Here is a 16,758-nt window from a genome sequence, read left to right as displayed (position 1 = left end):
TTTTTATTTGTCCACACTGACATTGACACGTTGATTTCATGGGGTTTATATTTAAAAATAGGAGATGATTAAATATGAAACTAAAACACATTGCAATTTCAGCAATCGCTAGTTTATCTTTGTTTGCGTTAACACCTAATCTACATAACAATGCTAACGCTGCTACTTGGCATAAGGGTTTACCAAAGGTACTTTACGGAAATTGGATCAGTGGTTATCAACTAGCCAAACACACCGGTTCAAAATATGTGCGGGTCTCTGTCCAGACGAGTAAGCAAGACGACACCTTCGTACCATTCCAAACCATGTACAATTCAAGTAAGAAGGAAGTAGAAAAGAATAAAGAGGCTGATTTTAGCGACTACTCTGATCAAAAGTATCAGCAGTTAAATAAAAATACTTACTACATCACATCTGGTAAGGATAATCATACTTCACCATTGCAAAAATATACCGTAGTGATGAATGGTAAGAACCATTTCACAGTATCAGGGAAGCTGGTATATAGCAAGACGGTCAAGACTGAATATCAAGGACAAAAGATTTCACTGACTAAGGTTAAACGTAGTGCGATTCCACTGGATTAGGATTTAGCTGACTACAATAATAAAAAATAGAGCACCCTAAGGCACTCTATTAATGTAAATTAATGGCGATTATTATGGCGATTAGCAATAAATAAGCTAATGGGGTATATTGTTACCAATGAATCAATAGAAAATTTAATTATTTTTGTGCCATAACTTGACATAGGAGCAGTTCGTTACTCCATAATTTTCCATAAAAGCAGTAAATTAAATGTTTATAATTAATCTTAATATCCATGAATATAATATTTAGTTTTTAAATAATTAAATTTATCATATTTTATTTTATTGTCTTTTTGTAATCTTCCAACTACTATACCAGGTAAAACTTTTTCTCTTTCTGAAAATTCTTTTATAGAATGTTCATTAAAAAGATTAGTTTCTATAAAGCTATTGTATTCTGTATTTGGAATTAAAAAGTTTGATGCAAAATCATCAGCTTTTCTCTCTTGATTTTCATACTCTATTTTATCAGTAGTATTTGAACTAAAGTCCTCATATATGATGTGTCCTAATTCATGAGCAAGTGAAAACCAAAAAATATCTGATGTTTTTTTTCTATCAGTAATTAATAAAAGTACGCTACCGTTTTTAAATTTCTTAGTTGCACCATTTAAACCAGCACCTTTTAAACTTGGCATAGCAATTAGAACAATTCCACATTTTAATAAAATATCTTTTAGTTTCAAATAAAAAGACTCGTTAGGTTCAATTATTAATCCTTTTATTTTAGGTAATGCTTGTCTTAACTTTGCCTTACTATATCTAGTATCAGTCTTATTTCTAGCTTCATTACTAGCAAACTCTAACATAACATTAGAATTAACTATAGACTTTTTTTTATTAGTTAAACTATCAGATTTTCTATAACTAACTAAAGAATTAAAATCGTACAATTTAGTTAAGTCAGATAATATTAACTTTCTCCTTATCTCGGTAATCTTTTCTGAAACTTTATATCTTTTTTTATTATTAACAAAGTTATTGTCTTTTAAGGTGCCCATATCAATAAGAGAACAGACTCTTTTCTCTTCATCATATTTTTTCCTATCTTTAATCTCTAAAATTTTTTCATCATAAATAGATTGTAGTCTATTCCACGTTTTATATGATACACCTGTAGCTTTGTCAAGCTTATTAGCAGTCACGCTTGTAATTCTATCCTCACCATTAATAATTTTACTAATAGTCTTACTAGATACACCTATCCTTTCAGCAAATTCATTTTGAGTTATATTTAAATCATTAATAATATCTTCAATATATGATCCAGGATGGAACGCTATAATATCTTCATATTCTACTTCATTACTCATAATATTATCACCCCTTTTTGTAATGGTCGCTAATTTTCTCTATGCTAATTATCTTAATGCAAGAAGGATTTTTAAAAACCATATCTTTATCATAACCATCAAATTGGACTATAAACCTATATGGATTTCTTCTGCCTGCTACATCGATAGAATATTTACCGCTTAAATCGCCCTTTAAATCATGGAAGTGAAATGGTAAATAATTTATAACTGTAGATAAGTCTTGGGCAGATTCGATAAAATTTATATCTTTTTTAATTTTTTTTGCAATATCAAATCCATAGTCTTTTTTTGCCTCTTTTAATGATTCACATTGTTTTTTTAATTTGTTGTTTTTATAAACAATTTCCATATGATCCTCCAATTGATATTACCTTTTTGGTAATATCATTGAGTAAATTAATTATATATATATATACATATATAGTCAATTAATACATCATTAATATAAAGTATCAATTTAAAAACGTTACTTATTTATTCGGCACTAGCTTGCTCAACTCATCAAATTGCACTGCACCCCTAAGTTTGTAAAAAACTTAGGGGTGTTTTTGTATGGCTAAATATAGTCTATAAGAAAAATTAACAATATGCTCCTATACTAAATAATGGCACAGCAAAGCCTACGGTTTTGTGAGATAATATTATTTAAGATGGGAGTTTTTAATTTGTCTAATTATTCAAAAAAATATTCAAAAGAATTCAAAGATAAGTATTGTAAAGCAAATAAAGATCCTAAGATAGTTAAGTGGAGTGGAGAATTAGAAAAAATTTAATTCTAACAAGAGGATTGTGAAAACAGGAACGTGATGTTAATATAATATAAACGTGGTGTTAATATAATCGTTACTATTTTATTTGTAATTACTACAACTTTTTTATTCTTCTTGCAGTATGCAATTACAAGAATATTGATTAGAATGTTTTCTTCATATTTAACAAATATTTTTTAAATATTACCAAGAAATATTGATTTGATAATGAATATTATTTTGCTTTTTGTTATAGGTGGGAATCATCAAGTTATATTCTCTTTTATGGTTTTATTCTATAAAAATAATCATTCAATCATTTATTCTTTTATATTTGCTGCTCCTACATTTATTGACATCACTATCAATATTTTAATGGCACTTAAATAATTATATCTAAATTTGTAAAGGAAAGATTTTTATGAAAAAATCAGAAAAATTATTTCTCTTATCGTTAATAATGTTATCTATTGGAGTAGTTCTCGTTTTATTAATGATATTTTGTAAAAATATTTTACCAGGAACTTTAATATCTATTGTACAAATATCGTCATCAACAATTATATTAATATCTGTTTACCTGATTATGAAAAATTTAAAATAATAAATAGCATTATCGTAGAAATGAATAGAATAATAATTCCAATGATTGGAATTATCATGAAAATACTACCAATTATTCTAAAACACCACCAGAAATAGATATATTATTTCTTTTTCTTATGTAAGTTGAATACACATTTAATATTACTCCAATTAAAGCATTTATTATTAATAATGTATTATATGACGTTGCAGTTATTGTCTGTGACACTCCCACAGTTGATTTAATCAATCAATTACCAAAATTTGAAGTAGATGAAGAAGCTAATAAATATGTATATTAAAAGAAGCTAATTTTTTAGCTTCTTTTTTAGTATAAAATTTTTCTTTTATTAAAACGTAATATTAGTTAAATGAATGATATTTCTATATAAACGAATGTAAAAGGATAATTACTAATAAAAATAATGAAGTTAACAGCAGAGAGCGTCTCTCAAACGTTTAAATAATGGCTATTTTATTGATTTAAGCAAATGAAAGTATAATTACAATAAATGATGTTTAAGATCCATATTAGGTAGTTTAATTGATTAAAACAAAGTTTTTTCTAGTTAGTTTTTATTTATTTTTGAGTAAAATTAGATTACTTCACTTTTACCATTTCTTAACCTTTTTTCCAAAAGTTATCAAAAAATTTTTTTCAAACACTGAAACTGGAGGGTGTATGAGTCAATGTTGTCTGAGTATTGTCATAACATTGGCTTTTTTATTTTTGGGTAGAGGGGGGATGCATGTAAAAAGACCACCTAATAACTAGGTGATCTACATCCAACTCCAGTGTTATATGATTAATTTTTCTATTTATAATGACTAAGAAAATGACTAAGATATTGACTAAGACTCTATGATATTTATTGATATGGCTATGAACATTAAGGTAAAGAAAAAGCCCACTACATAAGCATTATTACAACTTATGATAGCAGGCTTAATCTAATCAATGGAGTCGGCGGGAGTCGAACCCGCGTCCGAGCATATTGCCACCCGAATATCTACGTTCATAGGGATACTATTTGCGCTTTCACCAGCCAAAACGCCGTATTCCAGGGCATCCATGACTGGCTAACCTGATTAGTCTCTTCTAATTACTTCAGGTGTGAGCAATTAGCGTAAGTCCACTTAATTTAAGACCCGGCACTAACCCATGGACGAGACTAGACGGATCACGCTGAGCATACTGTTTAGGCAGCTACGGCGTAGTTGTTTGTATTATTGTTTGCAGTTATAATAGAAAACTGAGCGTTTTTAACGTGGACGATGCCACGGAGCGCAATTCAGGCTCAACCTATACCCGTCGAATCCATAACGACCCCGATATAGTACGTATAATATACTAGCATAATTGACTAAAATATCAAAATGATAAGCTTTTATTAGTAAAAAGCAAAAGCTACCATTTGAATTTTGATTTGAGATATAATAGGAACATTAGCATCGAAATTTTAATGGGGTGAAATAAGTGAAATCGACAACGATTGCCAGTGAAAAGACGCATGCTTTTTACGTTAAGCTCAAGCGTTCACCAAGGGCATACTGGTTCGTTCCCGAATTAGAACACCAAGTTAAAGTCCGTAAAATTAAAATTCCCAAGCAGGTTGCCAGGGGCGAATTTATGGTGACCAGATTCGGTTATTTTAATAAACATGCCTGGTACTTTTTTAATAATGATCCAGTGAGCGGCTGGTTGCCATTAAAGGGCGTTCGGGATAACTACCGACGCTTAGCTGTGAATGCCGAAAAACAACGGACTGATGATCTGCAGGGAAGCTACGTTACTTCAGCATTGATGATGCTAGAGTATGTGGGAAATGAACTGCCATTAACACGCTTGAGGACGCTACTTAGCGATAATACAAATGGGTTTCCGATGCCCGCTGATTTTTTTACGATCTTTGTTGAACATGTGGGTTCGTTCAAGAACCTATCGAATAAAAAATTACGACGCATCAGGAATCAATTACGGCGTGAGCGTCCGGTCATGATGTGGGTCAAAAACCTAAGTGAACAAAATGCATTTGCGATTGTTTTGACCGGCTTCAGTAAAAAACGCTTCTTTTATATTAATCCTATTACTGGGCAAGTAAACATTATCGATAAAAAACAGCTCCTCAAAATGTGGAAAGCTGCTGGTTACTTGGCCATCAGCTACTAAAAAAGACGTGCTCTGCACGTCTTTTAATATTTACCAATTAAATTGGTAACGGTACTGAGTCGACTAGGGTTATCCTCGGTCGTTAGTCCGTTTAGATTATTGTTTTTAGCAATTCTGGTCAGCCCATTGATTGCAAAGGTCGCCTTATCACCGACCTTGAAGCCCTTAAAAGTCTTGGTCCCACTAGTGACCGATGCGTAGGTTAAATCGGTCTTAGGGTCCTTAATTACATAGGTGGCACTCCCTTGGAACTTCTTACCAATTTTAACGATCTCGCCCTTGATGGAATATTCGTGATGGAAATATTTAGTATTATTTGGTTTTAAGGCTAATAGTTTTTTAACTGAAATTTGCTGATTAATGGGTTTGTATCTAGTCGTATCAATTTGTGAGTACTTGGGTTGTTGAGCCGCTTTTTTACTAGAATTTGAGTTACCACACGCCGCTAGTAAAATCGTTAATGAGCTAATCCCCAAGATCAATGCTTTCTTCATTTTGAATGTCTCCCTCGGTGAGCGAATGTTATTTAAAACTCAGAATATTGGTTTTAAGCATAAATGTCAATTCAATCTAGGGTGATTTAATAAAATTACAATAAAAAGCAAAAAATCCACTACACCGAAGTGCAGTGGATATATGATCGCCCGCACGGGGATCGAACCCGTAGCTCCGCCTTGAGAGGGCGACGTCTTAAACCAGTTTGACCAGCGGGCAAAAAACTAGCATATAAAACAGTATAGTTTAAACTCAATGGGTTGTCAATCCTGTTTAAAGCAGCTGATTTTGGATTGACAACTTTTTTAAAAACGGTTATCATAGTTAGGTAGTAATTTTTGGGTATTCGCCAAACGGTAAGGCAGAGGACTCTGAATCCTTAATTTACTGGTTCGAACCCAGTATACCCAATCGAATGATAAGTCGTTGCATATTATGTGCAGCGGCTTATTTTGTCGTTTTGCTTTGTTTTTTAAAGTAAAACTACTATAATAATTTCTTAGTGTTTAGATTTATTTTGAATTAGAAAGTGGTGAAATGAATGATAAAACTTGTAAAACGGTTTTTAAACAAGTGGGCGGCACTAGGGGCCGTCTTATTTATGATCGTGCAAGTGATTACCTTCTTATACTTACCGACTTTGACCGCTGGGATTATTAACCAGGGGATTGCAAAGCATGATATTAATTACATCATTGGCCAGGGGGTCTTGATGTTTATTCTTTCCATCTTGTCCGTAATTGCGGCGGGTGGAAATATTTATTTTGCAGCGACCCAGTCCCAGTTGATGGGTAAAAAAATTCGGTCTGCAATTTATCGGAAGGTAATTTACTTTTCTGAACAGGATTTAAGTAAGTTTGGTGATTCTTCATTAATTACCCGGGCCACTAACGACGTTGTTCAAATCCAAAATGTGATGGTCAACATGCTGAGGATGATGATTATGTCACCAATCATGTTAGTGACTGCAATCGTGTTAGCATTTACCATGAGTCCGAAATTAACCCTAATTTTTGTGCTCTCATTGGTGATTTTAGTGGCCATTATTTATCTGATAATGGGCCGCTCGATTCCGTTGTTTAAAAGCATTCAAACCAAGACTGATGATTTGAATCTAACGTTTCGGGAAGGATTGACCGGTGTTCGGGTCATTCGGGCCTTTAATCGTGATGATTATGAACAAAAGCGATTTGACCATTATAATCGTGATTACATGAATACTGGTTTAAAGGTGTATCGACTAACCGCCATGATGTTCCCGCTCTTGACCGTGATTTTAAACTTTACCAATATTGGCATCGTATGGTTCGGGAGCCAATTAATCGCCAGCCATAGCTTTGCCGTTGGGAACCTGGTCGCATTCATGAGCTATTCGACCCAGATCTTAATTAGTTTTACGATGCTATCATTTATGTTCGTCTTCTTACCACGAGCATCGGCATCTGCTGCTAGAATCAACGAGGTCTTGGACCACGAGGATTCCATTACGGATTCTGACCAACCAGTGCAGCCAGCAAAGCAAGCTGAATCGACGCTCTCATTTAATGACGTTAGCTACCGGTATGAACACGCTGAAGAGTGTGCACTATCCGATGTCTCATTTAATGTTCACGCTGGTCAAACGTTGGCCATCATTGGTGGAACTGGTTCTGGAAAATCGACCTTGGTTAATTTAATTCCACGGTTGATTGAGCCTGAACAGGGGTCCATTAAAATTGATGGAGTTGACGTTGCCAAAATGTCACAATTTTCGTTGCATCAGTTAGTTTCGATTACCCAGCAAAAAGCGGTATTATTTGCGGGAACCGTTCGTAGTAATATGCAATTCGGGAATCGGGAAGCAACGGATGATCAAATTTGGCACGCACTAGAAGTGGCTCAGGCAGCGGACTTTATTAAAGCAGAAGCTGGATTGGATACGCGGGTGGAACAAAATGGTGAAAACTTCTCGGGTGGCCAACGCCAACGGCTAGCAATTGCCAGGACCATCATTAAGGATGCCCAGATCTATGTATTTGATGATTCATTCTCAGCATTAGACTTTAAGACCGACGCGAAGTTGCGGGGGGACTTGCATGCCGATCCTAAGATTAGCCGGGCGATTTCCGTAATCGTTGCCCAACGGGTCTCAACGATTGCCAATGCTGATGAAATTATTGTTTTAGATGATGGAAAAGTAGTGGGGCAAGGAACCCATCAACAACTACTTGCCAACAATGAGACTTATCAATCCATTGTTAACTCGCAGATTAGAACAGGGGGTGCTTCACATGCCGAGAAGTAATATGAAGAAGGTACAAAAAGCCCGGAACTTTTGGCCTTCAACATTCCGGTTAGTTCGCTATCTCAAGCCATGGCGAATGAGCATCATTAGTGTTTTTATAATGGTGTTTTTTGCGGTAGCTTTGAATATCATTACCCCAAAGACGTTAGGTGAAGCGACCACGATTATCTTTAATGGGGTCGCTAAGGGCCTAAGGACCCATACTGGCTTGATTGCAATTGACTTTAGCGCGGTGATTAAAATTTTAATTTTGACCGCAATTTTATTTGCACTTGCTGGAATCCTAAACATTGGTGAACAGTTAATTATGACCACCATTTCCCAAAAGGTCGTTTATAAGATGCGACGCGACTTGAAGGCCAAAATGAAGCGGCTCCCGGTGGCTTATTATGATCAACACTCCAAGGGTGATATTATGTCACGCGCCGTCAACGATATGGATAACATCTCAACGATGCTGCAATCCAATTTAAGTCAACTAGTTAATAGTATCGTCCTATTCTTCGGGGTGATCGTCATGATGCTAACGATTAGCTGGCAATTGACCCTGGGGGCGTTAATTACGGTTCCGTTGAGTTTACTTGCGGTCGGAATTTTGGCACCACGGTCGCAACGGTACTTTAGTTCCCAACAAGCGCACCTGGGCCAAGTGAACGGCCAAGTTGAGGAAAACTTTGGTGGGCATAACGTGGTGAAGACCTTTAATCGGGAACAAGAAGTGATTGACCAGTTCGAAAAGCAAAATGAAGCTTACTACAAATCAGCTTGGAAGGCACAATTTATTTCCAGTTTTATGTTTCCAATGATGAACTTCATTAAGAATTTAGACTACGTGTTCGTTGCAATCATCGGTGCGGTGCAGGTAATCTCCGGAACGGTGACGATTGGGAACGTGCAGGCATTTCTGCAGTATACGGATATGTTTTCACAACCAATTACGTCACTCGCCAATATTACCAATACGATTCAATCTACAATTGCTTCTGCGGAACGAATCTTTGAGGTGTTAGATGAGCCTGAAATGACGCCTTCCGATACCAAGGAACAACGCAAGGTGGACAATGGTGACAAAATTCAATTCAACAACGTTGACTTTAGTTATGATTCAAAGACACTGTTGATTGAAAACTTTAGCCTAGACGTTCCCCGGGGGTCGAGCATTGCGATTGTTGGGCCCACTGGAGCTGGAAAGACGACGATCATTAACCTATTGGAACGCTTCTATGATGTTGATGGTGGCTCGATTCGCTTGGATGGACTCGAGACGCAACACATGACGCGCCCAGATCTACGTTCCCATATCGCAATGGTCTTGCAGGATACTTGGCTATTCACCGGAACGATTTTTGATAATATTAAGTACGGAAACGCAGCGGCTAGTGATGACGACGTCTATGCGGCTGCCCGGGAGGCCCATGCTGACGAATTTATCCGCAAGTTACCGGATGGCTACGATACGGTCTTGAACGAAAGTGCATCTAATATTTCGCAGGGGCAGCGGCAGTTATTAACGATTGCCAGGGCCTTTATTGCCAATCCAGAAATCTTGATTTTGGATGAAGCCACTAGTTCGGTCGATACCAGGACCGAAATGTTGATTCAACATGCAATGGACCGGTTGATCAAGGGCCGGACCAGCTTTGTGGTGGCCCATCGACTTTCTACGATTCAAAACTCCGATAAGATCGTGGTTATGAATCATGGCCACATTATTGAAACGGGGACCCACAATCAGTTGTTGGCCCAACACGGTTTTTATGCTGATCTATATAATTCTCAATTCACCGGCAACGATTTAAAAGCTGAATAATTCATTAAGAGAACGTCCTTAGTGGGCGTTCTTTTTTATGTATTCTACCAAAATGGTTTATAATAAAAGGAAAGGGATGGTGGATTACATAATGAAATATCAATTGCCAGCAGGCTCTAAAATCAAGTTGCTAGCACTACGGGTAAAAGATTTGGATTCGATGATTGATTTTTATACCCAGATTGTTGGGATGACCTCCGTGAAGCGGACCGAAAACATCTCTTATTTAGGGACTAGCGAACATGAAGTATCATTGACCTTAAGAAAGATTGAGACTCCATTGGAAGAGACCGGCGCTGCGAATGTAAAGCGCTTTGCCTTTAAGTTTCCCACGAATAAAAGCTTAAAGCAGTTGCTACTACACGTTAAGAACCTGGGGGTCAAGCTAACTAACGTTAAGTATAACCATAATTTTGAATGGATCGAACTCCTTGACCCAGAGGGGAATCAAATTGTTCTGTATGCAGAGATTAATGGGGAGACGTTAGTTGATGACCATTCCATTCAATGGCGCCATGATGAAGATGGTGTAATTACCATTAACCGGTTTTTGCGCGAGGAAGAGACCCGCTTGAAGCACATTCCTGAAGCAGCCAAGCTGACTTGGATTGAATTAACGGTGCGTGATGTCGCCAAGTCATTGGCCTTTTACCATGATTTGTTGGGGATGGAAATTTTACCCACCGACCGGACGGATACCAAAACGCTGGTCCTACCTAACGACCATTCACAACAGGTAGTCTTGACTGAACAATCAGGGTTAGTTACCCATAACTACGAGGGGTTAGGGGTCGACTACATTAGTTTTAAGATGATTCGCAGCAAGGATGTTGACGATCTTTACCATCAGTTTGCGGATAATGACGAAATTCATTACGATGAAATCGATCACCTGCTCTTCATTAATGATCCGGATCAAATTAACCTAACTTTTTCAGTCTGGTAGGGGTGGCGTTGATGGAATTTAAGCGGACCGTTCATTTAATTCATAAATTAATAACCGAGCACATCGTTCCAGGAGCAGCATATGCGTTCTACGATGGCCAACAGTGGCGTGATGATATCTTTGGGAATCGGCAGTGGGTTCCGGAAGTGACGCCGTTAACAAAGGGGTTAACGTACGATGTAGCTTCTCTGACGAAGGTCGTTGCTACGCTGCCGGTGATTTTACAGCTAATTGAAGAGGATCGATTAGGGTTAGATGACTCGATTAGTCAATACTTGCCGGAGTGGCAATTTCCAGCGGTGCGAGTCAGCAACTTATTGACCCACACTTCTGGGATTACGGGATATATTCCGCATCGGGATGCTTTGAACCACGCTGAATTAACGGCTGCACTAGTGCACCAACTACACGTGGGCCCCGATTTAAACCATAAAATGGTGTATGCTGACGTGAATTTCATCTTTTTGGGATGGATTGCTGAACGGATTTTGGGGCAACCAATTCAGCAACTAGCGGTACAGCGGGTCTTTCAACCGTTGATGATGAACCATTCCACGTTTACACCGCGGCAAAGTGATTGTGTACCGACCGTTCGGTTGGCAAATGGGACGGTGTTACAGGGGATTGTTGATGACCCCAAAGCCCGGGTGTTAGGGAGTCAATGTGGATCAGCCGGGTTATTTTCCACCATCAGTGATTTAATTAAATTTACCGATGAAATGTTGCATCCGACCGGTCGAATACTAAGTCGCCACACCGTTAACGACTTATATCATGATCATACTGCTAACGGTGAACTAGGACGTTCGTATGGGTGGGCGTTCGACCACCTCAAGCATCCATTTATCTGGCAAACCGGTTATACCGGAACTGCGATTGTGATTGACCCCGTCGTTCACCACGCGCTCATTTTACTAACGAATCGGATCCACCCCGCTGCACCGAACGAGGCGTTTATTCCACGTCGTAATCAAATTATTGATACCTTTTTAACTGAGAACTAAAAAATGCCGCCGTCATGATGAACGGTGGCATTTTGATTTTAATATGATTCTGGCACCTTAAGGGCAGCCTGTTTACTAAAGTCTTGTTCTGGATATTTATTGTGCAGGGCGGTCAACAGCATGCGCTTAGCTAGTTGGCCATTGCGAGCTAGGATGGGGCCATGGAAGTAGGTGCAGTAAACGTTTTTGTAAATTGCACCCTCGGTGTGATCCTGACCGTTGTTACCATAGCCGCTGATGATTTGACCCAATGGCTTTTCACCTGCTCCCAAAAATGTTACCCCTTGGTGGTTTTCAAATCCCTTGTAGGTATCGCCATTATCACCGTTTTTAATCGAAATATTTCCGATAAACCGGTTATCGTGTTGTTGCTCGGTGTGGTGGTTCAAAGCCCCAATTCCGGGCATCTTATCACCGTTAGCATCGATGTAGTAATTACCTAACATTTGAAAGCCACCACAAATGGCGACCATTGGTTTGCCGGCTTCGATGAACTTAATTAATTCGGCTTTCTTTTTTTGAAGGTCCTTAGAAACGATTGATTGTTCAAAATCCTGGCCACCACCAAAAACTGCTAAGTCATAGTCCGCAGCCTTAAAATCAGTGTCTAAACTAACGACAGCGGAGTCCACTTGCACGCCCATTTGTTGGCCGTAGTATTTGAGTGCTAGGATGTTACCGTAATCGCCATAGGTATTCATTAAATCACCATATAGATGGGCAATTCTTAATTCATATTGTGCCATTATTCAATCCCCCTTTTAATGTAACCCTTGGCTGCAAAATCATTCCGAATTTGCAGCATTGCAGTGTAGGTGGCTAAAATATAAACCTTTTTTGTGGGCAGCTTAGGAATTTCCGCAACGATTTTTTCAAGGTTGGGTTGGACTTCGTGGATTGCATCTGGAACCCCCGCAATTTTGAGTCTGAAGGTGATGTCCTTATAGCGCTCACCACCGGTAATTAATTTTGGAATGTTCATTTTAGGCAGGCGTTCAAAGTCACCGTCCCAGATCCAGCTGGTATCGATTCCATCGGCGTAGTTAGCATTTAATAGCCCGATGAACGAGAAGGGGTCCTTGTCGGTTGAAAGCATGTCGATCACTTGATTCAATCCGACTGGGTTTTTGACCAGGATCAACGTGACCTCCTTATCACCAACGTGAATCACTTCTTGGCGTCCAAAAATGTGTTCATTACTATGGAAGGCTGCTGCAATTTCAGCTGGTTTGACTCCCATGATCCGGCCTACCGAGTAAGCAGCTAGGGCGTTATAGATGTTATAGACCCCACCAATATCGATTTGGAAGGGCTCCCCTTCGATATCGAACTTCGATGAAGTAGGGAGTAACTCGGTAATTTGGTCTAGCGCAAAGTCAAGGTGGGGCCGTTGGTAGCCACAGTGGGGACAGAAGTAGTCACCCAGGTTACTGTACGTAATGGAATGGTAGTGCAGGATGTTTTCGCATCGTGGACAGAGCACTCCGTCGGTGTTGGGCTTTGCTTTCATATCATGATTAGCAAGTTCGGGATGGTTGTTAAAGCCATAGAATAACCGCTTGTTAGGGAGGTCATCAGAATTAAAGATGGGGGCGTCACCATTGGTAATGATGGTCGCATCGGGGGCTAACTTGGCACCATCTAAAATCTTACGGTAAGTGGTGTAGATTTCACCATACCGATCCATTTGGTCCCGAAAGATGTTAGTAAAGACCATTGCCTTGGGCTTAATGTACTTAGTGACCTTGATGACATTAGCCTCATCCACTTCTAATACCGCAATCGGTTTTTGATGCTTAGCCTTGGGTGCCCGCAAAAAAGTGGTCACGATTCCCTGTTCCATGTTTGATCCAGATGGATTGGTCAAAACATCTGCGTATTTTTGACGCAGGGCCTGGACCGTTAAAGCAGTTGTGAGTGTTTTTCCGTTCGTTCCAGTAATAATGATGACATCATAATTTTGCCCCATTGATTTTAAGACTTCGGGGTCAATCTTAGTGGTCAGCTTGCCTGGCAACGAGCTACCACCCTTTAAAAAGGTGTGTAAAAACCAGTACGAAGACTTTCCAACTAACGTAGCAATTTGACTTCTTAATGACATGTGCGCCATCCTCCAATTGATTTTATCAAGTGATAATTTTAACATATTTTAGCCCGGAACCGATTAAAAAGAAACCGATTTTACGTAAAATCAACAATACATAGCTATCGAAATTAGGGCTTAAATCAGCTATAATAAAATAGTACTTTATTTATGAGAGAGGGATTTATTAAGATGGCCCAGCTTTATTTCCGCTATGGTGCAATGAATAGTGGTAAGACAATTGAAATTATCAAGGTGGCCCATAATTATGAAGAAGAAGGTAAATCCGTCATAATTATGACGAGTGGTTTAGACACTCGTGATGGTTTTGGGATGGTCGCATCCAGGATCGGACTGAAACGCAAGGCCGTTCCGATCATGAACGAGACTAACGTTTTTGAATACGTTCAACAAACCAATGCAAATGCCCATTGTGTGTTAGTGGACGAGGCCCAGTTTTTGCAACGGCATCACGTATTGGAATTGGCTAGAATCGTTGATGAATTAGGGATTCCGGTCATGGCGTTCGGCCTAAAGAACGACTTTCAAAACCACCTATTCGAAGGTTCTGAAGCACTGTTGATCTTTGCTGATAAGATTGAAGAAATGAAGACGGTGTGTTGGTTCTGTGACCGCAAAGCGACGATGCCACTGCGGTTTCAAGACCACCATCCGGTCTATGAAGGCGAACAGATTCAAGTGGGCGGTAACGAATCATACTATCCAGTATGTCGGCGCCACTACTTTAATCCACCGTTAGATCAAATATAGAAAGTGAGGCTCAATGCCAATGAGTAGCGATTTTGAGAAAATTTTTGATAAACTGCAAGCCGCAGTTGATAGATACGATGAATTGAATGAATTGATCAGTGATCCAGAAGTGATTGCTGATACCCCAAGGTTTATGAAGCTTTCTAAGGAAGAGGGGAGCTTGCGTGACCTGGTGGCAGCTTATAATCAATACAAAAAAATTACCGATGCCATTGATGAAGATAAGGCCATGCTAGAAGAAAAACTTGATGATGACATGACCGCAATGGTGAAGGAAGAATTAAGTGACCTCACCAAGCAGGATGAAGAGATTGAAGAAAAGATCAAAATCATGCTGTTACCTAAGGATCCAAATGATGATAAAAATATCATTATGGAAATTCACGGGGCTGCTGGGGGAGACGAAGGGAGCCTATTTGCGGCTGATTTATTTAGCATGTACTCCAAATACGCTGAAAAGCAGGGTTGGAACATCGAAGTCGTAGATAAAAGTGATACCGAAGTCGGTGGTTTTAAGGAAATTACCCTGATGATCACCGGAAGTAAGGTTTACTCTAAGTTGAAGTATGAAAATGGTGCCCATCGGGTTCAACGAATTCCAACGACTGAATCAGCCGGCCGGATCCACACCTCGACCGCAACGGTGGGGGTAATGCCCGAAGCGGAAGATGTGGACATTGATATCGATCCAAAGGACATTCGAGTGGATGTTTATCGTTCTTCCGGTGCCGGTGGACAACACATTAATAAAACGTCATCTGCGGTTCGGATGACCCACTTACCGACTGGAATCGTAGTGACGATGCAAGACCAACGTTCACAACAACAAAACCGGGCCAAGGCCATGCAAATTTTGCGGGCCCGGGTTTACGATTATTACCAACAAAAAGAAACCGCAGCCTACGACGCCCAAAGAAAGAATGCGGTCGGAACTGGTGATCGTTCTGAACGGATTAGAACTTACAATTACCCCCAAAACCGGGTAACCGACCATCGCATTGGTTTAACCCTGAATAAATTGGATAAGATCATGAATGGTGACCTGGAAGAAATCATCGATGCATTAATTATTTCTGATCAAGCCCAAAAGTTGGAGCAACTAAACAATGGCTAATCCAATCACTTATTTTGAAGCCCAGAAACGGGCTTCTTTGTGTATTCAGGAGCATGGACTGGATTCAACGGTTGCAAATTATTTATTGACCCAACGGCTGAATTGGACTGATACCCAGTTATTATTGCATTACCGTGATTTAATGCCAGCGGAACAGCTAACGCAATACCAAAAAGATATTAAGCAATATTTAGCTGGGCAACCCCCTCAATACATTATTGGAACGGCTGATTTTTACGGGCAGCGGCTGACCGTCAATTCGGACGTATTGATTCCCCGGCCTGAAACCGAGGAATTGGTGGATTGGATTTTAGAAACCCATGCTCAACAATCGCTTTCGGTCTTAGATGTTGGAACGGGGAGCGGGGCGATTGCGATTGCTTTGCAGTCCCAACGGCTCAATTGGCGGGTTAGTGGTTCAGATATTTCAGCTGCGGCGCTGAAGGTAGCAAAATATAACGCTAACGTTCGTGATTTACCAATAAAATGGGTGCAAAGCGACCTATTTTCTTCATTTTTTCATAAAAAATATGATTTAATCGTTAGTAACCCTCCCTATATTTCGGAAAATGAGTTAAAATATATGGATGAGAGCGTTATTAATTTTGAGCCACACTTAGCTTTATTTGCTAAAAATAACGGTCTTGCGCTTTATCAAGGGATTGCTGATCATTTTAGATCCGTCGCCAAGCCGCATGGCGAAATTTTTTTGGAAATTGGTTTTCATCAGGAGCAAGCCGTCGTTGCCATTTTTGAACGGGCAGTCCCCGATGCTAAAATTGAGACCCGAAGAGATATTAATGGAAATCAACGAATGATTAGAATTAAATATTAGGAGGGA

Annotated in this window: 14 protein-coding genes, 2 tRNA genes and 1 other RNA gene; 10 read left to right on the top strand and 7 right to left on the bottom strand. The window is 39.1% G+C overall.

Annotated features, from left to right (window positions below; genetic code table 11):
- Positions 1-74: 74 nt before the first annotated feature.
- Positions 75-587, top strand: coding sequence for a hypothetical protein (locus MOO44_RS08360; RefSeq protein ID WP_260116658.1), 513 nt, complete (start codon positions 75-77; stop codon positions 585-587).
- A 227-nt stretch (positions 588-814) separates the two neighbouring features.
- Here the strand turns inward: MOO44_RS08360 and MOO44_RS08355 are convergent, their stop codons facing one another.
- The 3 genes from MOO44_RS08355 to ssrA form a co-directional block, all read right to left on the bottom strand.
- Positions 815-1,903 carry a HigA family addiction module antitoxin gene (locus MOO44_RS08355; protein ID WP_260116657.1) on the bottom strand — a complete coding sequence of 363 codons (1,089 nt, stop codon included), beginning with the start codon at positions 1,901-1,903 and terminating at the stop codon, positions 815-817.
- Between the two features lie 7 nt (positions 1,904-1,910).
- The gene (locus tag MOO44_RS08350) at positions 1,911-2,255 is read right to left on the bottom strand and encodes a type II toxin-antitoxin system RelE/ParE family toxin (RefSeq protein WP_260116656.1); all 345 of its coding nucleotides are present in this window, start codon (positions 2,253-2,255) and stop codon (positions 1,911-1,913) included.
- A 1,941-nt stretch (positions 2,256-4,196) separates the two neighbouring features.
- Positions 4,197-4,571, bottom strand: a transfer-messenger RNA (tmRNA) gene (gene ssrA / locus MOO44_RS08345).
- Between the two features lie 146 nt (positions 4,572-4,717).
- Between ssrA and MOO44_RS08340 the strand changes: the two genes are divergently transcribed.
- Positions 4,718-5,410: a C39 family peptidase gene (locus MOO44_RS08340; RefSeq protein WP_260116655.1), complete on the top strand. Its 693-nt coding sequence runs from the start codon at positions 4,718-4,720 to the stop codon at positions 5,408-5,410.
- Between the two features lie 23 nt (positions 5,411-5,433).
- Here the strand turns inward: MOO44_RS08340 and MOO44_RS08335 are convergent, their stop codons facing one another.
- Both MOO44_RS08335 and MOO44_RS08330 read right to left on the bottom strand, forming a co-directional pair.
- On the bottom strand, positions 5,434-5,904 hold the full coding sequence (locus MOO44_RS08335; protein WP_260116654.1) for a hypothetical protein: 471 nt from the start codon (positions 5,902-5,904) through the stop codon (positions 5,434-5,436).
- 146 nt (positions 5,905-6,050) lie between these two features.
- Positions 6,051-6,124, bottom strand: a tRNA-Glu gene (locus tag MOO44_RS08330).
- A 120-nt stretch (positions 6,125-6,244) separates the two neighbouring features.
- On the opposite strand from MOO44_RS08330, the gene MOO44_RS08325 reads away from it, so the two are divergent.
- The 5 genes from MOO44_RS08325 (at position 6,245) to MOO44_RS08305 (ending at position 11,949) form a co-directional block, all read left to right on the top strand.
- A tRNA-Gln gene (locus MOO44_RS08325) sits at positions 6,245-6,316 on the top strand.
- Between the two features lie 130 nt (positions 6,317-6,446).
- On the top strand, positions 6,447-8,189 hold the full coding sequence (locus MOO44_RS08320) for an ABC transporter ATP-binding protein (protein WP_260116653.1): 1,743 nt from the start codon (positions 6,447-6,449) through the stop codon (positions 8,187-8,189).
- Positions 8,176-9,999, top strand: a complete 1,824-nt coding sequence (locus tag MOO44_RS08315; RefSeq protein ID WP_260116652.1) for an ABC transporter ATP-binding protein — start codon at positions 8,176-8,178, stop codon at positions 9,997-9,999. The genes MOO44_RS08320 and MOO44_RS08315 overlap by 14 nt, the downstream gene beginning before the upstream one ends.
- 91 nt (positions 10,000-10,090) lie before the next feature.
- The gene (locus tag MOO44_RS08310; protein WP_260116651.1) at positions 10,091-10,945 is read left to right on the top strand and encodes a VOC family protein; all 855 of its coding nucleotides are present in this window, start codon (positions 10,091-10,093) and stop codon (positions 10,943-10,945) included.
- Positions 10,946-10,956: 11 nt separating this feature from the next.
- Positions 10,957-11,949 (top strand): serine hydrolase domain-containing protein, encoded by a 993-nt coding sequence (locus MOO44_RS08305; RefSeq protein ID WP_260116650.1) that lies wholly within the window; start codon positions 10,957-10,959, stop codon positions 11,947-11,949.
- Positions 11,950-11,987: 38 nt separating this feature from the next.
- On the opposite strand, the gene MOO44_RS08300 is transcribed toward MOO44_RS08305, so the two are convergent.
- Positions 11,988-12,695 carry a type 1 glutamine amidotransferase gene (locus tag MOO44_RS08300; RefSeq protein ID WP_260116649.1) on the bottom strand — a complete coding sequence of 236 codons (708 nt, stop codon included), beginning with the start codon at positions 12,693-12,695 and terminating at the stop codon, positions 11,988-11,990.
- Entirely contained in the window at positions 12,695-14,050 is a 1,356-nt protein-coding gene (locus MOO44_RS08295) for a Mur ligase family protein (protein WP_260116648.1), read from the bottom strand. Before MOO44_RS08295 ends, MOO44_RS08300 begins: the two co-directional genes overlap by 1 nt.
- A 174-nt stretch (positions 14,051-14,224) precedes the next feature.
- On the opposite strand from MOO44_RS08295, the gene MOO44_RS08290 reads away from it, so the two are divergent.
- The 3 genes from MOO44_RS08290 to prmC are packed head-to-tail and all read left to right on the top strand — an operon-like array spanning position 14,225 to position 16,752.
- On the top strand, positions 14,225-14,803 hold the full coding sequence (locus tag MOO44_RS08290) for a thymidine kinase (RefSeq protein WP_260116647.1): 579 nt from the start codon (positions 14,225-14,227) through the stop codon (positions 14,801-14,803).
- Positions 14,804-14,822: 19 nt separating this feature from the next.
- Positions 14,823-15,917 (top strand): peptide chain release factor 1, encoded by a 1,095-nt coding sequence (gene prfA / locus MOO44_RS08285; RefSeq protein WP_260117338.1) that lies wholly within the window; start codon positions 14,823-14,825, stop codon positions 15,915-15,917.
- Positions 15,910-16,752 (top strand): peptide chain release factor N(5)-glutamine methyltransferase, encoded by an 843-nt coding sequence (prmC, locus tag MOO44_RS08280; RefSeq protein WP_260116646.1) that lies wholly within the window; start codon positions 15,910-15,912, stop codon positions 16,750-16,752. The genes prfA and prmC overlap by 8 nt, the downstream gene beginning before the upstream one ends.
- The last annotated feature ends 6 nt before the right edge of the window (positions 16,753-16,758 follow it).

It is taken from the genome of Nicoliella spurrieriana (assembly GCF_023380205.1).
GTDB classification, from domain to species: Bacteria; Bacillota; Bacilli; order Lactobacillales; family Lactobacillaceae; genus Nicoliella; species Nicoliella spurrieriana.
The sequence above is the reverse complement of the archived record's forward strand: the minus strand, read 5'-3'. Positions and strand labels throughout refer to the sequence as shown.

Excerpts from the sequence above, each read along its gene's own strand:
- MOO44_RS08360 (WP_260116658.1), top strand. The coding sequence starts at position 75 with ATGAAACTAAAACACATTGCAATTTCAGCAATCGCTAGTTTATCTTTG.
- MOO44_RS08355 (WP_260116657.1), bottom strand. The coding sequence starts at position 1,903 with ATGAGTAATGAAGTAGAATATGAAGATATTATAGCGTTCCATCCTGGA.
- MOO44_RS08350 (WP_260116656.1), bottom strand. The coding sequence starts at position 2,255 with ATGGAAATTGTTTATAAAAACAACAAATTAAAAAAACAATGTGAATCA.
- MOO44_RS08335 (WP_260116654.1), bottom strand. The coding sequence starts at position 5,904 with ATGAAGAAAGCATTGATCTTGGGGATTAGCTCATTAACGATTTTACTA.
- MOO44_RS08320 (WP_260116653.1), top strand. The coding sequence starts at position 6,447 with ATGATAAAACTTGTAAAACGGTTTTTAAACAAGTGGGCGGCACTAGGG.
- MOO44_RS08315 (WP_260116652.1), top strand. The coding sequence starts at position 8,176 with ATGCCGAGAAGTAATATGAAGAAGGTACAAAAAGCCCGGAACTTTTGG.
- MOO44_RS08310 (WP_260116651.1), top strand. The coding sequence starts at position 10,091 with ATGAAATATCAATTGCCAGCAGGCTCTAAAATCAAGTTGCTAGCACTA.
- MOO44_RS08305 (WP_260116650.1), top strand. The coding sequence starts at position 10,957 with ATGGAATTTAAGCGGACCGTTCATTTAATTCATAAATTAATAACCGAG.
- MOO44_RS08300 (WP_260116649.1), bottom strand. The coding sequence starts at position 12,695 with ATGGCACAATATGAATTAAGAATTGCCCATCTATATGGTGATTTAATG.
- MOO44_RS08295 (WP_260116648.1), bottom strand. The coding sequence starts at position 14,050 with ATGTCATTAAGAAGTCAAATTGCTACGTTAGTTGGAAAGTCTTCGTAC.
- MOO44_RS08290 (WP_260116647.1), top strand. The coding sequence starts at position 14,225 with ATGGCCCAGCTTTATTTCCGCTATGGTGCAATGAATAGTGGTAAGACA.
- prfA (WP_260117338.1), top strand. The coding sequence starts at position 14,823 with ATGAGTAGCGATTTTGAGAAAATTTTTGATAAACTGCAAGCCGCAGTT.
- prmC (WP_260116646.1), top strand. The coding sequence starts at position 15,910 with ATGGCTAATCCAATCACTTATTTTGAAGCCCAGAAACGGGCTTCTTTG.